Annotated in this window: 1 protein-coding gene; it reads right to left on the bottom strand. The window is 67.0% G+C overall.

Features of this window, described 5'->3' with window-relative positions:
• On the bottom strand, window positions 1–530 hold a 530-nt coding region (locus G6W55_RS38230), incomplete at both ends, for a flavodoxin-dependent (E)-4-hydroxy-3-methylbut-2-enyl-diphosphate synthase (RefSeq protein WP_175525129.1).

Raw genomic sequence — 530 nt, forward strand, 5'->3', positions numbered from 1 at the left:
TAGTCGCACTGGGCGGCGAGCTGGCGGTACGCCTCGATCATCACGACCGGGTCGTTGTGCTTGACCGAGATCTTGATGTCACGGAAGTCGTGCTCCTCGAAGAGGGACGCCTCCCACAACGCCGACTCCACCAGCGCCTCGGGCGTCGCCTTGCCGTACTTCTGGAGCAGACGCCGGTCCAGCGAACCGGCGTTCACACCGATGCGGATGGGAGTGCCGTGGTCGCGCGCGGCCTTGGCGATCTCCTTGACCTTGTCGTCGAACTGCTTGATGTTGCCCGGGTTCACCCGCACCGCCGCACAGCCCGCCTCGATCGCCGCGAACACGTACTTCGGCTGGAAGTGGATGTCCGCGATCACCGGGATCTGCGACTTGCGGGCGATCGTGGACAGGGCGTCCGCGTCGTCCTGGGTGGGGCAGGCGACGCGGACGATCTGGCAGCCGGACGCGGTCAGCTCGGCGATCTGCTGGAGCGTCGAGCCGATGTCGGACGTACGGGTCGTGGTCATGGACTGCACGGAGACCGGGGC

Origin of the sequence: Streptomyces sp. CAI-85 (genome assembly GCF_013363615.1) — a bacterium.
GTDB lineage: Bacteria > Actinomycetota > Actinomycetes > Streptomycetales > Streptomycetaceae > Streptomyces > Streptomyces antibioticus_B.